The organism is Niastella vici, from assembly GCF_002077945.1.
In the GTDB taxonomy this organism is placed as follows: Bacteria; Bacteroidota; Bacteroidia; order Chitinophagales; family Chitinophagaceae; genus Niastella; species Niastella vici.
This window is the reverse complement of the sequence record NZ_LVYD01000024.1, coordinates 362,728-380,850: the sequence shown is the minus strand read 5'-3', so window position 1 is coordinate 380,850 and position 18,123 is coordinate 362,728. Positions and strand designations below refer to the sequence as shown.

Genomic DNA, 18,123 nt, shown 5'->3' with positions numbered 1-18,123 from the left:
AGTGTGATTTTTAAATCTTATTCACATGTGTTCCCAAATATTACTTGAGAAGAAAAACGATAAACTTAAAGTCGTTACACCTTATAATGAAGAATTTTTAACAGAGGCTCACTTTCTTCATGGAAAATGGAAAAATAACGCATGGTGGTTTGACGACAGCGCTTTGGATAGTGTTCGCTACTTATTGGAAAAAATGTGGAATGTAACAGGGGAAGTTCCCTATGAGAACTGTAGTTTGATAATAAAAAATTATACCAAATCTGTGCGTCGTGGCTCAGTATATCTTTTTCATAGAATGATTGCAAAGGCGTTTAGTCGACTTAGCAGTATTAAGATGGGTACAGATATAAAATTTATAAGTGGAACAATAAAACCAGGCGGAAACTTGTACTACTGGGAAACACAGGTGCTCGATGCAACATTTGAAATCTGCAATTTTCCATTACCCGCAACATTGTTACCGGAAGTACAGAAGGCGTTGTCTGAAGGATGGTGTGAAATAAAAACGGAGCAGGATTGTAATGTACGATTAAATAATCTATCAATGCAGCAATTTAGGTTACCACAATCATAAACCGAGTAAAATTGTTTGCATAGATGGTTTTAGAAGACCTACAGAAACGGTTAATCGGAGCTAGGTTGTATGACACTAACTTGTATAACAGTAAAGGGCAACGAATTCAAAGGCTCTTTATTAGATATGGGATTAATAACCATAATTATAAAACAAGCGCCTGGTTCGAGGTGGTAAATGACAGGTTAACCGTTTTTGTTAAGGTCGAGAGTCGCAATGGTTATAAGTCGCAGGGTTTTAAATCGGATCTCGCAAAACGATATAAAAATGATATCGAAAAGCAATTTTTCGAAATCATTAATAATTGTGAGATGAAACGAAGAAAGATTCCCTTACATGAACGACTGAAAGATGACATACCGCCGATCTATGATGATAAGAGCCTGCTACATCAGGCGCAGGCTCTTAACTTTCTATGTAGCATGAAAGTTTCAGCATTGTTTGCGGATCCAGGCGTTGGTAAGTCAAAACCGGTTATAAATCTGTGCGAAAGCAGATTTGAAGTAGGACAAATTAAAAAAGCTATTGTCTTCTGCCCAGTATCAATCATTGAAAACTGGAACGAACAATTGGAGCTGTGGTGGACCTGTAAAGGTCTTGAGTGGAAGATAGTAGGCACTGAAAGCATGAGCAGTAGTCCTAATGCTATTTTTGAGGCGTACGATTATATAGATAGCGAAACGCAAGTAATTATCGATGAAAGCCATATGGTTAAAGATCCGTTTGCTAAGCGTTCAAAACGGATATTGTATTGTGCATCAAAAACCAGCTTTAAGGTGATTATGACCGGTACTCCTACCGAACACCTTAAAGATTTGTTCATGCAATATGCCATGCTTTCCGATTTGATTACACGTTGTAACAGTTATTTCCGGTTCGAAGAACAGTTTTTAATTATGGGGGGCACAGCTGGCGATGAAGTAATAGGATATAAGAACCTGGATTATCTGATCGGTCTGCTGGAGCCTTATACGCTTCAGTTAAAGCTGGAGGAATGCCTGAATATTCCGGCCAAGATATTTACAGAATTGGAATGTGACCTCAACTCGCGGCAGCGTGAGTTATATGAGTGGCAAAAAGAATCGTTGATTAGGATTATTGCTAAAGATGAGGCCATTCCATTAAATACCATATTTGGATACTTGAGCCGAATGCAGCAAATCGCTTGCGGGTTTTATAAAAACTCCTATACTGGTGAGATCGAGGACCTGGGGACAGAAAAATTGAAAATGCTTTATCAAACAGGTTATGAGGAAGGTCAGTCAATTTTTTTCTGTAAATATCTATATGAAGTTGACATTCTCACCAATTTTCTAGGTATTGGAAACTGTGCCTTGTTTACAGGAAGGAATAGAAAGACAAGAAATGCCGAAAAGGAGTTGTTCCAAACACAAGAGAAAAAATACTTTGTTGGCACCATGGGTAGTGGCGGGGTAGGTCTTAATGGCCTACAATGTTGCCATAGGTTAATATTTTTTTCCAATTCCTTTAAAAGAATAGAGCGCAAGCAGTGCATAGCCAGGGTCGAACGATTAGGGCAGGAAAATAAAATGGACATATGGGATATGTTTACGACAGCCGGAATCGACACTAAAATCCGGAAAAACGTCGAAAAAAAGGAGGATTTGGCAAATGAAATTCGTGAGCTGCTTCATGATAGGACTCGTCTAAGACAGTTTGTCGAAGAACTTTAAATTGCAAAATTTTGTTATATTATAAATAATATTAATTAAAATTGGTATGGTTAGAATGAAGCATCTTCCAGGTAATTCGCCAGAAGTCTTTGAAATCTTAGGCCGGTATGCCATGAATCATGATGTAATTTTAAAACGGGGAAATTTACCTATTATTACAAAAGAAAATTATACTTGGCATATTTTAATGGAAGGAAAAACTGTGAAAGCTTTTGTAGGTGAAGAGCAAATCCTAAGTTATACCAAATTGCAGGCATTTGTTGTCCTGGATGCCACAAAGACGGAATTGCGGTCGTTGGTGAAAGAGGTCGTTAGAAGATTTCAGAAAACCAATTATCCTAAGTTAACCATATCAGTACTTAATGAGCACGTTGATATATTTGCAAAAGAAAAATTCGAAGTTGTAAAACGAAAAATAAATTGGACTGATCTAGCTTTTTTCCAATATGAAGAAGCAAAACAAGGAACTTAATGTTTATGAAGCCTTTCAACTCCGAATGGATTACATCTTTTCGGAATTTCAAAATGTCTATATCGCATTCTCAGGTGGAAAGGACTCCGGAGTTCTACTTCATTTAGTTATGGACTACATTAAACGAAAAGGTATCACCAAAAAACTCGGTCTTTTTCATCAAGACATGGAATCTCAATACCAGCTAACCACTGAGTATGTAACGGCTATGTATGATAAATTCATTGCCCATATAGAACCATATTGGTTTTGTGTGCCGATGGCAACCCGAACAGCAGTTGGTAACTACGAAATGTTCTGGTATCCGTGGGATGATGAAAAACCTGAAATTTGGCTTCGCCCAATGCCTGCAATGCCTTATGTGTATAACCTTTCGAACAACCCCATGACCACATACCGCTACAAAATGCTTTACAAGGACCATGCAAAGCAATTTGGTAGGTGGTTTAAACAAATTCATGGTGGAGGTAAGACAATTGGGCTAATAGGACTTAGAGCTGACGAAAGCCTACACCGCTATAGTGCTATTATAAATAAAAAGTATACATATAAGGGTGAAAATTGGATTACTGAAACTGCAGAAAATGTCTGGACAGCATCTCCTATATATGACTGGCAAGTAGATGATGTTTGGATTGCAAATTCACGATTTGGATATGATTACAATAAACTGTACGATATGTTCTATCTGGCAGGTGTGCATGTAAGAGATATGCGAGTGGCTAGTCCCTTTAGTGATGAGGCAAAGCATAGCCTAAACCTATACCGGATAATTGAACCACAAACATGGACGAAATTAGTAGGTCGGGTTCAGGGTACAAATTTTGCGGCTATCTACGGTGGAACCAAGGCTATGGGCTACAAAGAAGTATCACTCCCTGAGGGGCATACGTGGAAGTCATATACGAAATTTTTACTGGCTACATTACCAGAAGAAGTAATGAATAATTACTTGGAGAAATTCAAAACAAGTATAAGATTCTGGGCTCGTACTGGTGGTGGATTTAGAGAAGAGGTCATCCAGGAAATTGAAGAATGTGGATATTCTATAAAAAGAAATGGGGTAAGCAATTATACCAAAGATGCCAAAGCCAAAATAACATTTCGCGGCATTCCGGATAACACTGATAATGTGAAAGGTACAATTGATATACCTTCCTGGAAGAGGATGGCTTTTTGCATATTGAAGAATGACCACAATTGTAAATTTATGGGATTTGGCTTGACCAAATTCCAGCAACAAAAAAAGAAAGCAATTATTGAAAAGTATAAAAATAGTTTATGATGGATCTCATCAAGCAAATGACGGAAGAGTTGTGCAAATTAATTGAAGGAATTAGTGATGATGATCAAAAAATTGAAACACTCAACCAGGTAAGAAAACAGTTGCATAGCGTTAGCCCTCTCAGACATCATCCCGTCGACTATGTTGAATGGGTTAAAAGCGAGACTGTGGAAGCTAACGACTATAATCCAAACCATGTTGCCCCTCCAGAAGAAAAATTATTATTGAAGTCAATTAGTGAGGATGGCTACACAATGTCAATCGTAACTAGCAAAGAAGATAACATAAGACGAATTGTTGACGGCTTTCACCGTCGCCAGATCGAGCGCTATTACAAAAAGATAAGCAGTAGTACTTTCGGACACGTACCTGTAACGACTATTAGAGAAGGGAAGGATGGACTGGCGGATAGAATTGCCAGTACAATTCGTCACAACCGAGCAAGAGGAGAACATTCAATTGACGGTATGGTAAATATTGTAAAAACACTAAAAATCGATTGTGATATGAGTGACGAATGGATAGTTCGTAACATTGGTATGGATGCTGACGAATTACTACGCCTTTCTCAATTGAGCGGTCTTGCGGAATTATTCAGAGGTAGGGAATTTTCTTCATCTTGGAGTGCAGACAGCCAAGAATAAAAAATAATATTCCGTCATGGGTACCAAAACAAATCTCTATAGCTATTGTTGATGACCAAGCAATAATGCGCTCAGGCAATGGATGGATTTGAAACCGCACAGCAATTATCTGTTGAATTTCTCAGAATTTTAGCTTACTCCCTCGATACAACCAACAGAAATAGCATCCAAATTTAATAATATCGGTTATTGATAAAACCACAAACGATTGCCAACCGTTGCAACTGAACCATGTTTTCAGTATTTGTTTTTGTCATAATCCTTTGCGTATACGTATGTACAGTTTGAGGACTAATATTTAGTTTATTCGCTATGTCACCCGGCTTATTGCCGATGAGAAGATAATGAAGCACTTCCAGTTCCCGCTGAGCTAAAGTATCAAAAGGAGTTTGTTTAACTGAACCATCATACAGATCACATTTATGTTCATTAAGAAAATCAGTCAGTCCGTTTATAACGACGGGCTCAGGAGATGATTTTGTAATAAATTTTTTAATTCCATATTGGGCAAGAAGCGAAAGATATGGACTTGGTTCCTGCTGACTGAATACTGCAATTATCAAATCGGGATATAATGATTTTATATTAGGCAAAACCTCAATGCAATGACCATCCGGTAATACCATGTCTAAAACAAGATGTGTATAGCTTCTTTTCTTTAATGCCGCCATTAACATATTACAGTTTTCCACTTCTTCAAGATCATTAAACCCCAGCATATCTGAAATGATAATACGTAATCCTTTGCGAACTATGCTATGATCATCAGCGAGAAGTATAGATTTAATTTTCATAATAACAAGCAGGTTGAAATTTCTTTAATTAGAAACACATATCAAAAAATCGAGATTTTTCAAAGCGACTGAACTTTTGATGCCATTTCTGTCGTAAATTTCTATTACGAATCAACCATTAAAGCCTAACCTATGCAGGTACAAAACATTTCACTTCTTGTTGGCTCCGCAATGCGTAGCATTCAACAGAAATACGCTGAGTTAATCGGTTCAAAAAAATCGATTTCTTTACTCACATTATTTAATTCCGGAAATTTTCATTTTGATCTTTATTGTAAGGACTTTATACCTCACCCTGAAATTGCAGAGCTTAAGAAAAGCACCACCAGCTTCGGTGAAAAATTCGGAATATTATTACCGGATGCTGATGCTTATATAACCTGCGCAATGTTTTTGTTCCCAGCAGCCCCGATCGAAAAAATAATACTCTTATCCAAGAATTATGCAGTAGATTTTTATCTTAACGATAAAATGGGAAGGGATACCAAAGCCACTAACCAGGAAATGAAGATGCTTTATGAAATTCGGGATAGATTGTCATCTATCGGAAACAACCTGAAGCTAAAGCCAAAAGCATCATTGGCGGAAATGGCCAACATAGAAGTATTACAGCAGATTGCAGACTCCTCTCCAAAGACATGGTTCGATAATTTTCTTCATTTATATCTTCGCCATATCAACATTGCTCACCAACCATATGATATGGTTACATTGAAACACATCCAATCGGTTGAAGAATATATTAATATGCGGGCAGATATCTCCGGTATGCCCCATACAGTATCACTTATCGAATATGCAATTTCTGTATTCCTTGATTGGGACCTTTTGTCCAAAATAGGGCTTGCAGAAAAGATCAGGAAAGTAAACGAAATAGTTTCTTACATTGGAGCACTCACAAATGATTTGTTTTCATTTGAAAAAGAAGTTATAGACAATGGAAGTGATTCTAACCTTATTTTTATTGTATTGGTAAATAACTTCCGAATGCAGCTTGATGAGGCTATTGAGGTAGCTGGACATATAATACGGAATTTGCTCAATGAATATAATGAGAGCATTGCAGTCATTGAAGATCATTTAAACCATAGTTTAATTTCCGAAATTTCAAAGAACGAGATTTCCAGATATCTTTCCGGCTTAAAATCGGTGCTGCAAGCTTGCTGGATGTGGCAAACATATACCCAACGTTACAAACGATCTTCGTCTCTTTGGATTGAAACCCAAACTAGAAAGACGGTGACTCTATAACGGCAAGCTGCTTTTCATAAGGAAATACGATTTCAAATGCAGTACCTTCACTGTATTTGCTTTTAACGGAAATCTCGGCGCCCAGAATAGTTGTAAGGTGTTTTGTGATATATAATCCAAGTCCTACACCGTCGGGATTTTCGGGGCTTTTTTCTGTAACGTATGGTTGGAAGATCTGTTCAACTTTATCATGACGGATACCTTTACCCTGGTCGATTATCATAAGACTCCACTTATCAGTTAGTAGGTTAGCCACTATTGATATAGCACTATTATTCTTTGTAAATTTAATAGCATTATTTAAAAGATTGTGGATAATACCGGAAATTTTTAGTTTGTCAGCTAATATATATGTGGGAAAATCCTCAGAAAAGTTGACGTTGATAGTTACTTTTTTCTGAACTGCCAAATAACTGTGTATATCCACTATTTTGACAATCTCATCTCTTAAATTAACCGGTGTAATTTCGGGGTTATTCAAACCCGCATCCTTAAATTTGGCCGTTTCCAAAAAGTATTCTAGCATGTACTTATAGTGGTTCGACTGATCCAATAACTTACTAGTATCTGCTTTGGTAATAGGCTTATTCTGCAAAACTTTGCTATGGATAAAAAAGCAGTGAGAGGAAACACCGAAATAAGGTCCGCGAAGATCATGAGATATGTGTTGAAAAAGCACGTTTTTAAGCCTATTTAATTCTTCCTCAGTATTTAATGACGCCTTTATGGTCTTAGAATAAGTATGAAGTTTAATTAAAAGTTTAGTATTCTTATTATATAGTTGAAAAATCTTTAGGGTTAAACTTACGACGACAATATAAACCAACCAACGGACAATATACTGAACTATCCCTGTAAATTCTGCAGAAGGTATCAATTGCATGTCACGGTTTACTTCCATGGCCATAAGCAATAAGATGTTAAACAAAATACAGTATAACCTAATTTTGGAATTGTTAAACAAATAGAATATAAGGCCAAAAAGAAAAAGTATCATCAAAGGAGTTTCAGAATACTTTCCAAGTATTGCTGAAAAATAAAATGTCGCAAAACTGATAGTTAAATAAAATAGCAAATTAGCCAGCGAATATTTTTTTCTTTTATTTAGAACGATAATCCCAAAAACAATTAAAGCTTCAAAATAAGCTCCTAAGGGTATAAGAACATTCTTACTTAAGAAGTAAAAAATAGCGCCAGTTAGTAAGTTTAGAAATATCACATAAATGCAAAGAAGATTCACTCCAATACAAATGCTTCTTTTTAATTCGTATTCGGGCAGGTCAGTAGCACCCGCGTATTTAAGTGATTTAAAAAATCGCCGGATCATCAGTCCTGGTTTAATGATTGTTTTCAGGAACCAGCTCCTTTGCAATCGTTAGAAAATTGACAAAGTTTAATGCATATTTAAATAAAATAAATTGAAAATTATAGATTGCCGGCCTATTTTTTTGATTTTATCGAATTCTTTTCTAGTTGATTAAGTATTATTTCACTAATAACCAGGGCGGGGACTTTAAATAAACGGGCAATAGCAATGATTTCACGGACCCGTAAAGAGTCAGGGTTTTTAGATAAAAGTCCCAATCTCTTATAGTTCATGCCTAACATTTGGGCAACATAGGTTCGGTTGGAATAAATAAAAAGAGATTGAAAAACTTTTATCTCTCCTTTTAGAAGAAGATCACTGGTAAGCTTCATTCTTTCCAGATTTTTATCAATAGCTTTTTTTCCCTGTTTCATCTTTCAAAAATGCATGTAAGGTTGAGAAAATCAATGAAATAGGGCGTATTTGTAAATAAAATAGGGCTATAATTGACCTAATATGGGTCAAATATGACCTATATATGTCATAATTTTATGACAAAGTATTATAGAAAGACATTCTAAATTGCAAGTTGCCGCTGAAGAAGAAGGCGGCTATTGATATGGGGTAAGGCTTCCCCTAGTTAGTAGCCCCCCCGTTTGCAGCGGGGGGACTTTTGTGAGAGTTATACTAATTTCAAATGTGTTTACATTACATATAGCTTTATTGAACCAACTCATTAACGAAGCATAAACAAAGTCCTATAGAGAAACTGATTACAGCAATTTTGGGGAGCATTCCGGTTGATTAGGAAGTGATAAAACAAATGGAAGGCGCTGACGAAAGAGCCAAACAGAGTTGAGAACCTTGAAAAGAAAATAAAAGAAAAGGGTCTTTATATTAAAACAGATCCTGTTAGCTGAGTAAACTTCTTAGCCTTTTATCCAAACTATTCAAACGAGTTGATTAAAACAATGCTGATCTTTTCGATTCTCTTTTTATTCAAAGTATTAATTTCAGAACACATTCAAGATATAATTTTAACCTCGTAATACCCCTACACCCTTTACCAAAAATGGAATTAATTATTTCTAAGGGAAGAATGTTCCTTAGATGCACCATTATTTTATTACACTTAATTACCACCAAAAAAAATAAAAAAAAGTTTATTCTTGATTATTAATCTAAAATATTTTTACTAGCTTTATTTCATAGGATAAGGTTTAATGGTTAATGGTATTTGATTAGTGCAGCCTCCCCTCCGGGAGGCTTTTTTTTGTGTTTACATCTGTTCGGATTACTTGTAACCTTACACATTAAGGTTAGGTATTTCGTCTTGATTCTCTCCAACTATACTTAACTTTATAATTTATGAACGATTGTTCAAAGTCACATATTTTAGCACTCCTCGTGTTATGTCTTTTATCGATGATTTGCGTCATGCTAAAATTTAAGGATCTCGGAATTTTGGGGTGTGCATCAGGTTTAATATTAGGTTTTAAATCATTCTATGACTCTTTATTCAGATGACGAATTAACCTCTGATTAATATACCATCATTAAACCAAAACACTATGAAATTATTTTCGCTTTTCATCTATTTGCTTACAACAAATCTTCTTTACTCTCAATCCAAGATAAAATACAATTTTGAGCTACCTCAACGAGATTCCGTCGCCGTTCGACCCTACAAATTTATAGGTTCATATAGATCTGGAATATTGAATTGGAATGTAGAATTTGAAAGGAAGAGAATGAACATGTAGTTTATGTTTCACCAAATAATAGTACTTCTAATGATAATGTAATTAAACCAAATGGAGTACGTATTATTCATTTTAGGTTCCAATTTTTTGATTCTAAATCGAAAGTAATGCTTGATACGGCAATTGCTTTTGAAGTTGATTTGAAAGATGGATATGCATTAGAGCCCGCTACTGATATCATACGATTTAAACACTATGTATCAGAAGAACCATATAAAGCAAACCTTATATGGTCATATACCGACTTTCCTGACATTAAAGATAAAAAGAGAAAAATACAAATACCTGCCAGGTCGTATGTTATTGAGCTAGGTTCTCATCAAAATTAAGAAAAGAATCAACTTAACATTTTCAGAGATAGCTGTTTGGTTAAAAGGCATTTAAAACTTCCGTCCTTACTTAAAGAAGGTTTTGCCAACTTCGGCATTTTTATTTAACTTATAATCTGTGAAATAAAATAACGCCATGGCCTCATATGATGGTAAAATAGGAAACATAATTTTCAAAGTTTTTTTTAATGCCACAGTGACTGAGCCATATCGAAAAGCATTACAAATGCTTAAAAGGTATTATTTCGCACCTGGATTAGAAATTCGTGATTGGGAAAACTTTGATAACAAGATTGTTGTTAGCCAAACTAAAGGCAATATCAAAGTTGTAATTAAGGATGAGGATACTTTAGCAATTGATATTTATAAATTGTTTTGCAATAGCGAAGAAGTGAAAAAAGTGTCACTTAAATACAGTAAAGACAGTTTAAATACTTTAATTGATATTCTGCGCTTTCATGGGGTATTAAAACAGAATTATAAAATAACAAAATCTCCAAATGATTTCATCGATTTTTAATCAAGCATCGAGGCAATTAACGTAATCTTTTTAATGAAAATTTTATTTAAAATTCCTTCCATTGGGAAAAAGCATTTATAGCTGCTTCACTTTTCTCTCCATTGGATCAGGACCGTTTTTCTTATCGGCCCTCGATATGCAAGCAACCTGCAACTTCCTTCTGGCAGGATGGTGATAATGTACATCATTTGTTGCCACCATCGGAACACCAAACTTTTCTGATAACTCCGCTATTCGATAAATGTATTTCTCGACTAAGTATCGACGCGAAGCAGCTATATATCATTAGAAAGTGAAATAAACATCTAGTTAGTCAAACCTTTAAAAGGGCCAAAAAATGAAAAAGCCCACAAGCATAATCCCAATGACTGCCATCGCCGGCAACGAGCCTTTTGATGATAAACCTTTTAATATCCTTTGCCATAAAATCACGTACACCTTTAATCTAATGAAAGAAGAAACATTGATCCGCCTCCAAAAATAAAAACCCATGCAATAAGTTTAAGACATCCCTCACCTCCGCGTGTTGCCATCGAATCTTCATATGAATTAAATACCTCCATGCCGGTTATAGTCCTTCGATTAAACCTTTTTTTGTTGATAGCAAATATGATTATTATTCCAAGAATAAACATGATAGCCCCCAGAATTCTCATGGATTGTTTGTCGAGCATATTTAGAAAATTTTATGAAATAATATTGTTGTTAGATGAAAGAACCTCAAATAAAATAATGTAACTTAGAATACATCGATTTTCGATTAATAAAATGGTAAAGACCAAAAGGCCACTTAATTGTGGCCTTCTTCTTTACCGGGGTAACAGAGTCACCACTATTCGCTATCTTCCCATTTTAGTGTGACCCAGGGGCTATTTCGATGGGTTAGTAACAAGTGCATACCTGCGAGCAATTCTTTAAATATTTTTTCATCTATTCCTCTCCAAAAATAACGTGCAAACTGATATGATATCGAAAGCTGCCTCCAGGATTTGTAAGTTTTGCGGATCGGCCCAACCGTGGTCATGATAAGCTCCAATGCTTCCTCCCTTGAAAAATAACCTGCATCATAACATCCACGTGAAAGGTTAATAATTCGAGCAAAATCCCAAATCAACATGTTAGGTATGGTATCTGTGTCAAACAGATTAAATTGTTTAAACACATCTAACCCATGCCGCAAATTACGTAAACGATGAAACGCTATCGCCTCTTCATTATCATCTTTAACAATATGCTCCCAAAGAAATTCTTTAGTTTCCTCAATTGAAACTATATTCATTGCCTGCCAGAAGAAATCAAATTGAACTCGATGTCCCTCTTTAAACATCCAATTAATCGTCTCCAACGCCTTACTTTTGCTACCAACTTCCCAAAAATTATAAAGTAATTCCAACCATTCGTTTTTTTGAAAACCTGTGCTAAGCTCATTAAGATAATGACCATTTGCAAATGCAACATCTGCACCACAGGCAATAGCCCACTGTTGTTGACTTGTCAGTGTACTTTCAGGATTGAGTAAAATGGGAGCTTTAGAGGTTACTTCCATATACTGAAGGAAGTCTTCTATCATTTCCTCGCTAAAGCCGTTTTCCTTCAACGATTTAATGTGTTTTTCAATATCCTGAAAGTTCATGGTAGCTGATATAATTGGTTAGAAGAAATTGCCATCTTCAATATATCAAACGCTGGAAATTTCCCACTTCATCAAAAGTTGTTATAAAGGAAGTTCCGCCGTTTTCGGGAGCCAGGTTCACATCGAAACTCAATTTATCATCTGGTCCCATAATTCTAGAAGGGTACTTAACGCTTACATGTTCTGCAACTACATCAATTTTTTTGTCTTTCTTAATTTTTTCAATAGATATCCTAACCATTTCAGGAACCTTCTTCAATTGTTCAACCTCACTAAGGGTGAACATAAAATCAGATGGTTTTGCACCCCCCGATACTTCAAGTATTACTTCGGAATCATCCTTCCAATTGCCATTTGAATATAATTTGCTGATCATCTTTGAAGAAGAGGGATCTTTGGTACCCGTAGCACTAATTGTTGAGCCAATCCCTTTAATATAACTGATGGTTATGTCTGTATAACTTGCGTTTTCACCAAAAGCCTCATTAAGTTTGGTTACCACCTCAGCAATTCCTTCGGTAGTTTCAAAAGCTTTTCCTTTTAAGGATTTACAACTATAAAATAATGAGGTACAGACAATAAAAGTCAAAACAAGTTTATTCTTTTTCATATTCTAAGATTTTTTCTCAGGACAAACATATGTCCTCTTTTAATCTTAAAATCCTCAAATCCTGAATCGCTTATACCTATTTGAGATTCGTCAGGCCCTAAGGCAAATTCGCTAGTCAACCTGGTTACCCGGAGGGGGTAAACTAACCATCTTATACAGATTAGTTTATGCAGCGGTTTGTGTTTGTACCTTATTTTTACGCTTTTTTTCAAACGGTATAATTAACTCCACAGTAAGACCTTGTCCTAGTTTTTCCGTTTTTTTATCAATTATTCGAAGTTTTGCCGGCCTATGAAACCGCTTGCCTAAAATATTCAATCGTTCTTGTGTGATTATTGTCGCCATTGACCGTTTTGCCTTATTAGTTGTGATGTCTTTAAGACCCACTCCATTATCATCAATGGTAACACGTAAAGCTTTTGTTTCACAAATAATACGAACAGAAATATACCCCTTGTAGCCTGAAGGAAACCCATGTAAAATAGCGTTTTCAACGAATGGCTGTATTAGCATTGGTGGTATAGAAATATCATAGTCTACCAGCTCCCCAAGTACCTCAATTCGATATTCAAAATTTTCGAGGTTCATTTCTTGCAATCTTAAGAAACTATCCAAGGCTGAAACTTCATCTTTAAGAGACGCATAATTGTATCCTGCATTTTCCAGACTTAACCGTAATAATTGTGAAAATTGAATTAGGTATTGCGAAGATTTTTCATAAAGTCGATCTCTTATAAAACCTTGTAAAACACTTAAAAGGTTGAAAAGAAAATGAGGCTCCATTCGTGTTCGTAACAGTTGCTGGCGCAATTCAATTTCTCTTACTTGCATTTGTAATTTCCGACGCCTCCACATAAGGTAAGCAATAATACCTGCCAACAGTCCTGAGGTTATCAAAGCAAATATTATAATACGCTGCTGCCTATTTATTCTGTTGCTAACTTTATTCGCAAATGCAAGTGATTTTATTTCCTCATCTTTAGCCTTGACCTTATACTGCTTTTCCAACTCTCTTTCACGAAGTAATATAGAAGAATCCACCTCAATGCCATAATAAGTATATGCTGAGTCCAAAGAGGTATATGCATCGTCCTTCTTGGATTGTAATTTTAAATTCAAAGCCTTAGCATGCCATATCCTTTTTATAAGTTGCCAATCTCTTACAGGAATTGCCAATTTTAAAGCTGTATCAAGATAATATATAGCTTTATCATACCCTTGTAAGTGCTGGTACGTAGCAGCAAGATTGAAATATGATAACGCGTCCATTTCTCCAATCTCTTTGTTTATCGCAAATGCCTTTAATTGATAGTATAATCCTTCCTTATACTTTTTTTTATTTGTCAGAAGTATTCCAAGGTTCTCAAATTTCACGGCATCGAAATAAGGACTTGAAAAACTCGTATCATTTTCCATGGCTTTGAAAAACAAAATGGCAGAATCGTTTTGCCCTGTTTCAGTATAATAACGACTAATATTATTAGCGAACACTGTTTTATGTGTAGGCTGTTTACTGTATTTTAGCCCTTCAAACAAATAAAACCGTTGCATCGAAAGATCCCCAATCCTGGAATAAATTTCATATAAACGCAGACAAATGAGCGGAAGGCCTAAAGTGTCCACTTTCTTTGCCATGTAATATGCTTTCCGTGCGTACTTCAAAGCAGAATCGTTGAAGTTTTGTTCTTTCAAAACATCTGCAAATTGAATCTGTGCCGCAATAATCTCCCTATTTGAAGTATCTTTTTCAAGAGCAAGTTTCAAAGCTTTTTTCCCATAATAAGTAGCACTATCAAAGCTTTTGCTCATTGTTTTTTCTACTGTTTTACAACGAAGCCAGGCACCCGTGAGACGGTAGTCGTCTATTTCTTCAACGGTTCCTCTTAAACTATCCAGCACAACTCCTGCTTTTTCTGGCTCACGATTGTGGAAATATGGATTAACACGTTTTTTTAATACCGTTATTAATGAATCTACATTTTCCAAAGAATGATTATGGTCATTTTTGGGCTGTTTGCAACAAGCAAAAATAAAAGCTAACAAAAGGAGCCGATACATTGGAAAAGGATTGTTATAAATTATTGAAATACCGATTAACTTTATCTCTATTACGTAATGAAACAGGAATTTCTGTACCATCTTTTAAAATCAGATAACCATCCCTTCTATAACTTTCTATATAACTATTATTGACTATGTACGATTGATGAGGTCGTAGAAATTGGCTTTCAGGGAGATCATCCTCGTACTTTTTTAGATGGTGTGACGAAACAATTTGTTTACCACCAACGAGATTAAAGTAAGTATATCCTTCTTCACTATGACAATATAAAATATTGCTTAAATAGACAATCTCCCAAATGTCATAAGATCTTACTACTATTTTTTGTTGATTCTCGCTTTTCTTTATTGACTCAAACGCCAACTTAAGGTCCTCGATAGAAAGAGGGCTGGTGTTTAATGCTTTGGTTAATGCCGCTTTTAATTCCCCCGGATCAACTGGTTTCAAAATGTAGTCAATCGCATTCGCTTTTATCGCCTTAATTGCATGTTCGGCATGTGCAGTAAGAAAAATAACCTTTAGCGATAAGTTGCTAATCTTATCCAGGATGTCAAACCCAGTTCCATCTCCTAAATTAATATCCAGTAATAAAATGTCTGGCGCCATAGATTCAATCATTGCCAAAGCCTCCTGCACACTACCACAACTACCCAAAACAATAAAGCTTGGTAGCTGACCAACCAACAATTCCAAATCTTTTCGAATTGGCAACTGATCCTCAACAATTACAACCTTAACAGGTAAGGGATGATTCATGGTCTGGGGTTTAAAAGATTATAATAGATGTTCGTTTCATACGTATCGATTACCTATGAAATAATTATTACCCGTCAAGGCTGATTCGGTAAAACGTTTATTTTTTCCCTATTGCGGATCTGGAGGACTGATCCGATGAACGTTTATGTTTTTCCCTATTGCGAATCTGAAGTTATATCAGGCAAATATTGATTGGCCTAGAAAGAGATGCATATCTTATGTAAATTGAATAAGGTTTAAACACAATATTCCGAAATTAAAAAAAAATCTATTAGTAAGTATATGGATTTTAAGAAATGTTTAAGACTTATAAAGATATCCATATATATGTAGTATTGATTCTGATTACCCCGACCAACTATAGACTATACTCCTAAACTGCCTGCTTGAACTATTGTAAGTAATTAAAACACCTTACCGCCATGACTACGGCAGCTAAAAAGAATTCTCGCCCTTTTGGGAAATCCTGTTGGAAGAATTAACTGAGGAATTGGCCACCATCCAACAGGAAAAGTCTGTTATTTCGCTCGGTCAGGCGTTACAAGCCATGCAGGCTTGCAGGGAATCTATGAATTCACTTCAAGAGTATGTAATTCAAAATAACTTTTCAAACCAATCAGAAGAAATTAATTTCTTCAAATTAATCAAACCCAAGTTTTATAGCCTTTTAATTTTTTATCATCGGCTATACAACATAGAGGTCAGCCGACCTATTGGAAGTGAAGATGATATCAAAATCTACCTTCAAAACCAACTTAATCAAATCCGCCATTTTTTTGAAGAAAACAAATTCTGGTACCAATACCATCGAGCCGGTGAAACTTATCTTGACGAAAAATTGTTTTTACGAAACAGATCACAATCTCCGCTTTCATTTCGCATCTATGATATTAACGCTCATCCCTCATTTTCCACAGGGTTCGAATATATATTTTCACGTATCATAGCCAATGAACTGTTAGCAGGTTATATACAAAAAAGCCTTCTATCAGGACAAAATAGCAAGCAAGAATTGAATTTCATCTCATCACAACCTCAACCTCTTACCTGGACTGATCCAAAATCAGCCCTAATCGAACTTGCTTATGCTCTTAAATCAAAAGGTTCCTTCAACAATGGTAAAGCCACTCTAAAAGAAATTACCGATTATTTACAGCAAGTGTTTGAAATTCAACTTACAAATCCCACTCGCGATTTTCAGGAAATACTTCGTCGCAAAACCGGTTACTCCAACTTTCTTGACAGTCTCCGCGAAAGTTACCTGAAATATATCGATCAACTGGAAAACAAGGATCACAGGTAATCATTTTTCTATTCTATCTCCAAAATAAATTTTCCCGAGCCTCGGGTCAGACTCTGATAACACGCCTTTCAGCAGAGCCATATTTGCATTGTAAAGATTCCCATATTATTCAACCATAAAAGCTAAAATCATGTTTACTGATATAACATCTATCTTTCTAATGTTTGTATTAGTTATAGTTGCAGTTTATGGCATTTTTTCATTTAGCAAAAAGAAAATAAGCCCGAACTTATTTAAATCCAAAAACAACCCATCTCTACAATTTAGCCAACCAGCATCCTCCGATTATCCTCCAGCCCTGATTGAAAGACCAATTCTTGATCAGGATGAACACGCAACGATTACCAGAGAAAACGCGTATGCTGAAGATCCTAAAATAGAAATCATCGAGGACGAGGAAACCGCTTTGTTAAAAGCTGCTGAAATTATTGTAGAAAAAGTACAGGATACTGTCAACAACCTTGCTTCCACCTCTCCCAATGCAAACGATGTATTTACAAGAATCAAATCAATTGTTAGTCAATACAGGATTTTCGACGGCACTGAATATTTCGATGCAATTAACAGCTTCATTTCAGTAACAGTGGAAAGGGACTGCAACATTAAGTTCACAAGAGACCAACTCCTGCAACTCTGGGTATAGTAACTAAAGGCATCAGTATTCTTTAGGATTGCCACCAGGCGGTTAATTCATCCCTCATTTACTCAAATAAAATAACGGTTATGTACAAAATAAACCGAAAGGGGAAAGTATGCCCATCCAGGAAAGCTATTGTGTTTCTGATTTTACTAATGGTTGTAACCACCGTAATCGCCCAGGATGGTGAAGCCGGAATTCAGAAAGCGACAGATATGGTAAAATTATACTTCGCCAAAGCGCAATTATTACTCTATGCGATTGGCGGCGTCGTTGGAATAGTTGGAGCAGTTAAAGTCTATAACAAATGGTCACACGGTGACCCAGATACGAATAAAACAGCCGCGGCGTGGTTTGGTGCTTGTATCTTTTTAGTTATCGTTGCGACAGTTTTAAAAGTCTTCTTCGGATTGCAATAGCATTCATTTCTGCCATAAAACCTCCGTCACCCGGCAAAAACGCTGCATACACAGCGTGCCGGGCTGACGAG

At 35.9% G+C, this 18,123-nt stretch carries 18 protein-coding genes; 11 read left to right on the top strand and 7 right to left on the bottom strand.

The window, feature by feature from the left end; translation table 11 throughout:
* The first annotated feature begins 25 nt into the window (after nucleotides 1-25).
* From A3860_RS09310 to A3860_RS09290, 5 genes are all read left to right on the top strand, one after another.
* Nucleotides 26-574, top strand: a complete 549-nt coding sequence (locus tag A3860_RS09310) for a hypothetical protein (RefSeq protein WP_081146385.1) — start codon at nucleotides 26-28, stop codon at nucleotides 572-574.
* Nucleotides 575-885: 311 nt separating this feature from the next.
* On the top strand, nucleotides 886-2,268 hold the full coding sequence (locus A3860_RS09305; protein ID WP_158085179.1) for an SNF2-related protein: 1,383 nt from the start codon (nucleotides 886-888) through the stop codon (nucleotides 2,266-2,268).
* 55 nt (nucleotides 2,269-2,323) lie between these two features.
* Nucleotides 2,324-2,740, top strand: a complete 417-nt coding sequence (locus A3860_RS09300; protein WP_081146383.1) for a hypothetical protein — start codon at nucleotides 2,324-2,326, stop codon at nucleotides 2,738-2,740.
* A complete protein-coding gene (locus tag A3860_RS09295) occupies nucleotides 2,715-4,025 on the top strand; it encodes a DUF3440 domain-containing protein (protein WP_081146382.1) in 1,311 nt (436 codons plus the stop codon). The genes A3860_RS09300 and A3860_RS09295 overlap by 26 nt, the downstream gene beginning before the upstream one ends.
* Nucleotides 4,022-4,669: a ParB N-terminal domain-containing protein gene (locus A3860_RS09290; protein WP_143774025.1), complete on the top strand. Its 648-nt coding sequence runs from the start codon at nucleotides 4,022-4,024 to the stop codon at nucleotides 4,667-4,669. Before A3860_RS09295 ends, A3860_RS09290 begins: the two co-directional genes overlap by 4 nt.
* Nucleotides 4,670-4,842: 173 nt before the next feature.
* Here A3860_RS09290 and A3860_RS09285 read toward each other — a convergent pair whose 3' ends face one another.
* On the bottom strand, nucleotides 4,843-5,463 hold the full coding sequence (locus tag A3860_RS09285; RefSeq protein WP_081146381.1) for a LuxR C-terminal-related transcriptional regulator: 621 nt from the start codon (nucleotides 5,461-5,463) through the stop codon (nucleotides 4,843-4,845).
* A 132-nt stretch (nucleotides 5,464-5,595) separates the two neighbouring features.
* On the opposite strand from A3860_RS09285, the gene A3860_RS09280 reads away from it, so the two are divergent.
* Nucleotides 5,596-6,714, top strand: a complete 1,119-nt coding sequence (locus A3860_RS09280; protein WP_081146380.1) for a terpene synthase family protein — start codon at nucleotides 5,596-5,598, stop codon at nucleotides 6,712-6,714.
* Here the strand turns inward: A3860_RS09280 and A3860_RS09275 are convergent.
* Nucleotides 6,692-8,041 (bottom strand): sensor histidine kinase, encoded by a 1,350-nt coding sequence (locus A3860_RS09275; RefSeq protein ID WP_081146379.1) that lies wholly within the window; start codon nucleotides 8,039-8,041, stop codon nucleotides 6,692-6,694. The genes A3860_RS09280 and A3860_RS09275 overlap by 23 nt on opposite strands.
* Before the next feature lie 113 nt (nucleotides 8,042-8,154).
* Entirely contained in the window at nucleotides 8,155-8,454 is a 300-nt protein-coding gene (locus tag A3860_RS09270) for a hypothetical protein (protein ID WP_081146378.1), read from the bottom strand.
* Between the two features lie 1,436 nt (nucleotides 8,455-9,890).
* Here A3860_RS09270 and A3860_RS09265 point away from each other — a divergent pair.
* The gene (locus tag A3860_RS09265; RefSeq protein WP_081146377.1) at nucleotides 9,891-10,112 is read left to right on the top strand and encodes a hypothetical protein; all 222 of its coding nucleotides are present in this window, start codon (nucleotides 9,891-9,893) and stop codon (nucleotides 10,110-10,112) included.
* Between the two features lie 136 nt (nucleotides 10,113-10,248).
* Nucleotides 10,249-10,632: a hypothetical protein gene (locus tag A3860_RS09260; protein ID WP_143774024.1), complete on the top strand. Its 384-nt coding sequence runs from the start codon at nucleotides 10,249-10,251 to the stop codon at nucleotides 10,630-10,632.
* A gap of 832 nt (nucleotides 10,633-11,464) precedes the next feature.
* Here A3860_RS09260 and A3860_RS09250 read toward each other — a convergent pair.
* From A3860_RS09250 to A3860_RS09235, 4 genes are all read right to left on the bottom strand, one after another.
* Nucleotides 11,465-12,265, bottom strand: coding sequence for a DUF1266 domain-containing protein (locus tag A3860_RS09250; RefSeq protein ID WP_081146374.1), 801 nt, complete (start codon nucleotides 12,263-12,265; stop codon nucleotides 11,465-11,467).
* Nucleotides 12,266-12,302: 37 nt separating this feature from the next.
* Nucleotides 12,303-12,875 carry a hypothetical protein gene (locus A3860_RS09245; RefSeq protein ID WP_081146372.1) on the bottom strand — a complete coding sequence of 191 codons (573 nt, stop codon included), beginning with the start codon at nucleotides 12,873-12,875 and terminating at the stop codon, nucleotides 12,303-12,305.
* 165 nt (nucleotides 12,876-13,040) lie between these two features.
* The gene (locus A3860_RS09240; protein WP_158085178.1) at nucleotides 13,041-14,933 is read right to left on the bottom strand and encodes a tetratricopeptide repeat-containing sensor histidine kinase; all 1,893 of its coding nucleotides are present in this window, start codon (nucleotides 14,931-14,933) and stop codon (nucleotides 13,041-13,043) included.
* A 13-nt stretch (nucleotides 14,934-14,946) separates the two neighbouring features.
* Entirely contained in the window at nucleotides 14,947-15,693 is a 747-nt protein-coding gene (locus A3860_RS09235; protein ID WP_081146368.1) for a LytR/AlgR family response regulator transcription factor, read from the bottom strand.
* 469 nt (nucleotides 15,694-16,162) lie between these two features.
* On the opposite strand from A3860_RS09235, the gene A3860_RS09230 reads away from it, so the two are divergent.
* The 3 genes from A3860_RS09230 (at nucleotide 16,163) to A3860_RS09220 (ending at nucleotide 18,052) form a co-directional block, all read left to right on the top strand.
* Nucleotides 16,163-16,996: an RteC domain-containing protein gene (locus A3860_RS09230; RefSeq protein WP_081146366.1), complete on the top strand. Its 834-nt coding sequence runs from the start codon at nucleotides 16,163-16,165 to the stop codon at nucleotides 16,994-16,996.
* Between the two features lie 130 nt (nucleotides 16,997-17,126).
* Nucleotides 17,127-17,639 carry a hypothetical protein gene (locus tag A3860_RS09225; RefSeq protein ID WP_081146364.1) on the top strand — a complete coding sequence of 171 codons (513 nt, stop codon included), beginning with the start codon at nucleotides 17,127-17,129 and terminating at the stop codon, nucleotides 17,637-17,639.
* 80 nt (nucleotides 17,640-17,719) lie between these two features.
* A complete protein-coding gene (locus A3860_RS09220) occupies nucleotides 17,720-18,052 on the top strand; it encodes a DUF4134 domain-containing protein (RefSeq protein ID WP_081146362.1) in 333 nt (110 codons plus the stop codon).
* The last annotated feature ends 71 nt before the right edge of the window (nucleotides 18,053-18,123 follow it).